A 6,548-nucleotide genomic window follows, 5' to 3' on the forward strand; every position below is an offset into this window, starting at 1 on the left:
CGCGGACCGAAATTCAGCCCAAGGAAAGCGCCGTCTCCCGCAGCGTCAGGTATGCAGGAGCCATGACGCGCAACCCGCACGACGAGGTCGCCGGGCTGCTGCTCGCCGCCGGCGCCGGCCGGCGGCTCGGCGGGCGGCCCAAGGCGCTGCTGGAGCACCGGGGACGGCCGCTGGTGGAGCACGCGGCCGGGGTGCTGCGCGCCGCCGGGTGCGCGCGGGTGCACGTCGTGCTCGGCGCCCGCGCCGGGGACGTGCGGGAGCGGGCCGACCTCGCCGGCTGCGTGCTCGTGGACAACCCCGGCTGGGCCGAGGGCATGGGCTCCTCCCTGCGCGCCGGACTGGCCTCGCTCGCCGGTACGGGGGCGCGCGCGGCCCTGGTGAGCCTCGTCGACCAGCCGGGCATCGGGTCGGCGGCCGTGGCCCGCGTGCTCGGCGCCTACGAGGACGAGGCGTCGCTGGTCTCGGCCGCCTACGACGGCGTGCGCGGGCATCCCGTGCTGTTCGGCGCGGCCCACTGGCCGGGCATCGCGGCGGCCGCCACCGGGGACCGCGGGGCACGCGCCTACCTGAAGGAGCACGCGGCGGCGCTCACGCTCGTGGAGTGCGCGGACGTGGCCGAGCCGTACGACATCGACACCGAAGCCGACCTGCGCCACCTTGAGTGAACGGGGTGGCACTGGGCGCCACCTTGCCTCGACTCAGAGAATCTCGACATCAACAAACCATTGAAGTTCCACGATGAGGAAACTACTATCCACTGTTCAGAAGCGCCTGACCGCACAGCGGGCGCTGTTCGCCCTATTCGTGCCACTAGGCACCCGGTGCCACCGCTGAAGGAAGTGACAGCTCATGTCCGCACCAGCGCCGTCCCCGCTGGCCATCGTCGACGCCGAGCCCCTGCCCCGGCAGGAAGAGGTCCTCACGGACGCGGCGCTCGCCTTCGTGGCGGAGCTGCACCGGCGGTTCACCCCGCGCCGTGACGAACTCCTCGCCCGCCGGGCCGCGCGCCGCGCCGAGATCGCCCGCACCTCCACGCTCGACTTCCTGCCCGAGACGGCCGCGATCCGCGCGGACGACTCCTGGAAGGTCGCCCCGGCCCCGGCCGCGCTGAACGACCGGCGCGTCGAGATCACCGGCCCCACCGACCGCAAGATGACCATCAACGCGCTCAACTCGGGCGCGAAGGTCTGGCTCGCCGACTTCGAGGACGCCTCCGCGCCGACCTGGGAGAACGTGGTCCTCGGCCAGCTCAACCTGATCGACGCCTACACCCGGAACATCGACTTCACGGACGAGCGCACCGGCAAGTCGTACGCCCTGCGCCCGGACGAGGAGCTGGCGACCGTCGTCATGCGCCCGCGCGGCTGGCACCTGAACGAGCGGCACCTCGCCGACGCCGACGGCCGCCAGGTCCCCGGCGCCCTCGTCGACTTCGGCCTGTACTTCTTCCACAACGCCCAGCGGCTGCTGGACCTCGGCAAGGGCCCGTACTTCTACCTGCCGAAGACCGAGTCGCACCTCGAGGCCCGCCTGTGGAACGACGTGTTCGTCTTCGCGCAGGACTACGTCGGCATCCCGCAGGGCACCATCCGCGCGACCGTCCTCATCGAGACGATCACGGCCGCGTACGAGATGGAGGAGATCCTCTACGAACTGCGCGACCACGCCTCGGGGCTGAACGCCGGCCGCTGGGACTACCTGTTCTCCATCGTCAAGAACTTCCGTGACGGCGGAGCGAAGTTCGTCCTGCCGGACCGCAACGCGGTGACGATGACGGCCCCGTTCATGCGGGCGTACACCGAACTGCTGGTCCGCACCTGCCACAAGCGCGGCGCGCACGCGATCGGCGGCATGGCCGCGTTCATCCCGTCCCGCAAGGATCCCGAGGTCAACAAGGTGGCCTTCGAGAAGGTCCGCGCCGACAAGGACCGCGAGGCGAACGACGGTTTCGACGGCTCCTGGGTCGCCCACCCCGACCTGGTCCCGATCGCCATGGAGTCCTTCGACAAGGTCCTCGGCGACAAGCCCAACCAGAAGGACCGGCTGCGCGAGGACGTGCAGGTGGCGGCGGCCGACCTGATCGCCATCGACTCCCTCGACGCGAAGCCGACGTACGCGGGGCTCGTCAACGCCGTGCAGGTCGGCATCCGTTACATCGAGGCCTGGCTGCGCGGGCTCGGCGCGGTCGCCATCTTCAACCTGATGGAGGACGCGGCCACCGCCGAGATCTCCCGCTCCCAGATCTGGCAGTGGATCAACGCGGGCGTCGAGTTCGAGAACGGCGACAAGGCCACGCCCGAACTCGCCCGCAAGGTCGCCGCCGAGGAACTGTCCGCCATCCGCCAGGAGATCGGCGAGGAGGCCTTCGCCGCCGGCCGCTGGCAGGAGGCCCACGACCTGCTGCTGCGGGTCTCCCTGGACGAGGACTACGCCGACTTCCTCACCCTGCCGGCGTACGAGCAGCTGGGGAGCTGAGCCTCACGACGAGCGGTCCGAGTGGCCCAGGGCCCTGCCCGGGGCCACTCGGTCGCGTACGAGGCGCTTGACCGCGGTGGGCTCCGGGAAGCCCTGCTCCTTGCGGTCCCACACCACCTCGCCGTCGACGCGGACCACGAAGACGCCTCCGGTGCCCGGCTTGAGCGCCAGCTCGGTCAGCTCGGCCTCGAAGGTGGTGAGCAGCTCCTGTGCCAGCCAGGCCGCGCGGGGCAGCCAGCGGCACTGGGTGCAGTACTCGATCTGTACGACATGGGTCATCCGGTGTGCCTCATCCCAGGTGCGCCGACCAGTCCTGTTCCGCCGCCGGCTTGCCGTGCAGGTCGGGGACGCGTTTGAGCCAGTCCGGGCGCCCCGCCCGGGTCCGGGCCGCGCGGGCGGCCTCCTCGGCCGCGAGCTGTTCGCGGTTCGGGAAGTCGGTGGGCAGCCACTGGTGCGACAGGCGCACACGGGCCAGGAGGTAGTCGGCATAGGCGGCGCGGACGTCGTCCGGGGCCGCGAAACCGGCGTCCTCCGCGAGCCAGGCGTCCGGGACCTCGGCGAGGATCCCGTGCAGCAGTTCCTCCGTCACCTTCGGGGCGAGTTCGGCGTCGGCGGCGCGGACGTCGGGGCCGTAGTGGCCGAGGGCGTGGTGCCGGAAGTCGTACCTCTTGCCCGGGGCCGTGGTGTCCCAGCGGTGGTGGAAGACGAGGGCGGCGCCGTGGTCGATCAGCCACAGGCGCGGCGGTGCGGTGCCGAGGGTGGGCCAGACCATGAGGTTGGAGCTGTGCACCGTGCGGTCCACGTTCACGGTCAGCGCGTCCAGCCAGACGATCCGGCCGGCCTCCAGCGGGTCCACGGGGAACACCGCGGCGATGTCGGGGGTGAAGTCCCGGGCGCCCGGGAGAAAGTCCATGCCGAGGTTCACGCCTGCGCTCGCGCCGTGCAGCTCGCGCACCTCCTGGTGCGGCTCGGCGGCGGCGATGGCGGGGTCGAAGTGGACGAGGACCAGCTCGGGGAATTGCAGGCCGAGCGCGCGGGCCAGCTCACCGACGATCACCTCCGCGACCAGCGCCTTGTGGCCCTGCGCCGAACCGGTGAACTTCACGACGTACGTGCCGAGGTCGTCGGCCTCGACGACACCGGGCACGGAGCCGCCGGAGCGCAGGGGCGCGACGTAGCGGGTCGCGGTGACCTCTCTCAGCATGTCCAAGGCCCCCACGGTCGCTTGCTTCCGGCCTCCGCCATGAGGCGAGCATAGTCACCGGGCGTGACGGCCGCGTAAGACGGACTGCTCAGCCGGACCGGAAGCGGTGGGCCGCCGCTGCGGCCTCGCCCTCGCTGAGCAGCACGAGACGGTCGCCGGCCCGGACGGCGGCGGTGACGTTCCTCAGACGTGGGGGCGCCCCACGCGCGGAGGTGTCGAGGGTGAGCCGGCCGCCCCGCTACCGGTGCCTTGCCGTCCAGGGGAAGGCGTACAACTGCAGACCGGTGTCGTCCTCGGAGGCCACGCCCAGTACGGCTCCCCTGACCTGGCCCGGCAGGAGGATGAGCCGCCTGCACGAGGCCCGAGCGGTGGGATCGGGCAGATGGCGGAAGGGCTGTCATCCTCCGGGACGATGCGGCCGTGACGGGCGGGGCGGAAGGCCCGGGCCGTCACGGCGAGGCGGCCCCCGCGGGGGCCGCCGGCTGCTCGGCGGGGACCGGATCCGGTGCGGGTGCGCCCAGGGCGGCGTCCGGCTCTTCCGTCTCGGTGCAGCCGCAGGAGGCCAGAACCGAGGCGGTCAGCGCGGCGGCGAAGCTCCGTCCGCTGCTCTTGAGGGTGCGGATCTGCTGGATGTCCATAGGTGATGCCTTCTGCAGTGGCCCGGCGACATCGCAACCGGCGCCCGGGCGCCGAGTCGAGGGCGGCTCTACCGCGACAACCCGCCAACGATCCGCCCGCACGCACGATGCGCAACGCCACCCGAACAGGCCAACGCCCGCGGGCCCGCCCACCCGAGGGACCGCCGCCTAGTCGCCGCGCGAGTGCAGCACCTGAGTCCGCGCAGCGGGCCTGTCCCCGGAGTGCCCGGCATGCGGAAGCCGGGTGTCCGGCGCTCCGCCGGAGCGGGCGCGGCGCCTCAGGCGGCGCCGCAGCAGGGTGATCTCGGCGCTCAGCCGGCCGGTGACCAGCCTGCTTCGCGAGGGCGGCAGCGGCAGACGGGTCTGCCGGAGGTACGCCCTCCACTCGCGGTACACGCCGGGCGTGAGAACGGCGAGGAGCAGGACCAAGGGGACCACGACAGCGGATATCACGACGGGTTGCCCTTCCCGGATCGGGGTGTCGGACGCCCGCGTCGCCCTGCCCGTCAGCGACCCGCGCGGGCCGGCGGCCGTCCTACGGCGGCACAGCACCCGGAAGCGGTTACAGCGCGGAGAGGTCGGCGGAGGCCGAGCCGGGTCGTGGCTTCGCCCCGAGCGGCGGGCCGGCCGCCGGCGGCGCCCGGGCGCCCGGGGAGGGGCCGGTCACGGCGGCGCCGGCGCCGAGGCGCTCGTCACGGTCGAGTAGCGGGGGGCCCGGCCTCCGTCGCGAGGTTATGAGCGGCCGGTCAGCGCGGGGTGGAGGTGAGCCGTTCGATGGCCTCCAGCACCCCCTTGCGGTGGGCGTGGGTGCGCTCGTAGCCCTCGAGGACGTGCAGGTCGGACTCGGACAGCCCGGGGAGGCGCCGTTCGATCTCCTCGACGCTGAGCTGGCTGAAGCCGATGATGGGCAGGCTGTCCTCGGTGCTGACCGCGCCCTGGATCTGCTCGGCCGCGGCGCCCACCTCGGCCGTCTCCGCCACCCGCTCCTCGTCGGCGCCGGAGCCCTGTCCGGGGTGGGTCATCTGGCGCAGCCGCTCGGCGACGGCCCGCAGCGGGCGGGTGGCCGTGTGGGCGAGGCCGCCGTCCGCCGGCTGTTCCACGCGGAAGCCGTCGCTCGCGGCGGCCACGGAGCGGGCCTGCCGGTCGAGGCTGTCCTCGAGCGCGGCCAGCAGTTCCTCGTCCTGGTGGCTTATCTCCCGCAGCAGGTCGACCGCGGCGCGGTCCTGGGCCTGACCGGCGAGGACTTCCCCGACCCGGGCGGCGGCCAGGGCCCGCGCCGCGGCGGCGTACTCGTCCTCGGTGTTCTTCAGCACCTGCCGCTCGTCGGCCGGGCCGCGCCCGCGCATCACACCGGTCACCGTCTTCTGGCCGAGCGTCAGCGGCAGCGTGGCCGTTCTCCAGGTGAGGCGGGCCGCGAACCGCGTGACGTCGGTCGCGCCGCCGAGCAGTCCGCGCGGCCGCAGCCCGCGGACGTGGCGGTCGATGCGGTGCACATGCTCCTGCATGTCGTCGGCGCGGTGCTCGAGCATCTGCCGGTGCGGGCCGGGCGGCGCGAGAGCCGCGTCCGCCCGCAGCCGGTCGCGCGCTGCGGCATGGGCATGGTGGGCATCCTCGAGCGCCGGTATCAAGGTCTGCGTCATCGCCATGGAGGGCTGCTCCCTGCGTACGGGGATCGGGCGGCGTCCAGTGGCCGCCCGGCCGGCCGTTCCCCTGCGGCTGAGCAGCCGGGATCATCCTGCGCTGCCCGCGCCAAGATCACCTGTCGGGAGCGCCCTGTCCAGGGGCGGTGCGGGTGCGGGAAGCCCTTCCCGTCCCGGGCAGTCCCGGCCCGGAGTCGGACTGCCGGCGGTTCGGCCGTCCGGGTGAGGACGTCTGCCCGCGGAGTCTCAGGACCGGCTCGGGCGCTCCGGCTCCCCGCCGTCGGCGTCGAACACCTTGGTGAAGGTGGCGCCGCAGCGGCAGCGCGAGTGCTCGACCAGTTCGCCGTCCTCCGACACGCTCAGCCCCTGGCTGAGTCGCACATGCACATGATCACCCATGATGAGCTGCTTCCCTCGAGGCTCGTGGTCCGCCTCATCGTGCGGGCTCGCCGCTGCCCCCGGCAATGCCGCAGCTCACACACTTCACGCATGCGACCAGGACGCCTCGACCCCGCCCCGGCGTGGCTGCTCGGCGAGCAGTTCCTCGTACGACGCACCGGCCGCCCCGGCCAGCGCGGCGCCCAGCACGGC

General features: G+C 73.2%; 8 protein-coding genes. 2 read left to right on the forward strand and 6 right to left on the reverse strand.

Going from position 1 to position 6,548, the window contains the following annotated elements; genetic code table 11:
* The first annotated feature begins 62 nt into the window (after nt 1-62).
* Nucleotides 63-665 carry a nucleotidyltransferase family protein gene (locus AB0950_RS37265; RefSeq protein WP_360147315.1) on the forward strand — a complete coding sequence of 201 codons (603 nt, stop codon included), beginning with the start codon at nt 63-65 and terminating at the stop codon, nt 663-665.
* A 184-nt stretch (nt 666-849) separates the two neighbouring features.
* Entirely contained in the window at nt 850-2,475 is a 1,626-nt protein-coding gene (gene aceB / locus AB0950_RS37270) for a malate synthase A (RefSeq protein ID WP_366780449.1), read from the forward strand.
* Nucleotides 2,476-2,478: 3 nt separating this feature from the next.
* On the opposite strand, the gene AB0950_RS37275 is transcribed toward aceB, so the two are convergent.
* The 6 genes from AB0950_RS37275 to AB0950_RS37300 form a co-directional block, all read right to left on the reverse strand.
* Nucleotides 2,479-2,754 carry a SelT/SelW/SelH family protein gene (locus AB0950_RS37275; RefSeq protein ID WP_360147321.1) on the reverse strand — a complete coding sequence of 92 codons (276 nt, stop codon included), beginning with the start codon at nt 2,752-2,754 and terminating at the stop codon, nt 2,479-2,481.
* A gap of 10 nt (nt 2,755-2,764) precedes the next feature.
* On the reverse strand, nt 2,765-3,679 hold the full coding sequence (locus AB0950_RS37280) for a HipA family kinase (protein ID WP_360570675.1): 915 nt from the start codon (nt 3,677-3,679) through the stop codon (nt 2,765-2,767).
* A gap of 449 nt (nt 3,680-4,128) precedes the next feature.
* Nucleotides 4,129-4,317 (reverse strand): hypothetical protein, encoded by a 189-nt coding sequence (locus AB0950_RS37285; RefSeq protein WP_360147324.1) that lies wholly within the window; start codon nt 4,315-4,317, stop codon nt 4,129-4,131.
* 168 nt (nt 4,318-4,485) lie between these two features.
* Entirely contained in the window at nt 4,486-4,770 is a 285-nt protein-coding gene (locus tag AB0950_RS37290) for a hypothetical protein (RefSeq protein ID WP_360570615.1), read from the reverse strand.
* A 293-nt stretch (nt 4,771-5,063) separates the two neighbouring features.
* Complete coding sequence (locus AB0950_RS37295) at nt 5,064-5,963, reverse strand: hypothetical protein (protein WP_360147330.1); 900 nt, start codon at nt 5,961-5,963, stop codon at nt 5,064-5,066.
* Between the two features lie 240 nt (nt 5,964-6,203).
* Nucleotides 6,204-6,356, reverse strand: a complete 153-nt coding sequence (locus AB0950_RS37300) for a hypothetical protein (protein WP_360147333.1) — start codon at nt 6,354-6,356, stop codon at nt 6,204-6,206.
* Between the last annotated feature and the right edge of the window lie 192 nt (nt 6,357-6,548).

The sequence above is a fragment of the Streptomyces sp. NPDC007189 genome (assembly GCF_040703635.1).
In the GTDB taxonomy this organism is placed as follows: Bacteria; Actinomycetota; Actinomycetes; order Streptomycetales; family Streptomycetaceae; genus Streptomyces.

Bases quoted from the DNA above. Each gene is read 5' to 3' on its own strand.
- AB0950_RS37265 (WP_360147315.1), top strand. From the start codon at position 63: ATGACGCGCAACCCGCACGACGAGGTCGCCGGGCTGCTGCTCGCCGCC.
- aceB (WP_366780449.1), top strand. From the start codon at position 850: ATGTCCGCACCAGCGCCGTCCCCGCTGGCCATCGTCGACGCCGAGCCC.
- AB0950_RS37275 (WP_360147321.1), bottom strand. From the start codon at position 2,754: ATGACCCATGTCGTACAGATCGAGTACTGCACCCAGTGCCGCTGGCTG.
- AB0950_RS37280 (WP_360570675.1), bottom strand. From the start codon at position 3,679: ATGCTGAGAGAGGTCACCGCGACCCGCTACGTCGCGCCCCTGCGCTCC.
- AB0950_RS37285 (WP_360147324.1), bottom strand. From the start codon at position 4,317: ATGGACATCCAGCAGATCCGCACCCTCAAGAGCAGCGGACGGAGCTTC.
- AB0950_RS37295 (WP_360147330.1), bottom strand. From the start codon at position 5,963: ATGGCGATGACGCAGACCTTGATACCGGCGCTCGAGGATGCCCACCAT.
- AB0950_RS37300 (WP_360147333.1), bottom strand. From the start codon at position 6,356: ATGGGTGATCATGTGCATGTGCGACTCAGCCAGGGGCTGAGCGTGTCG.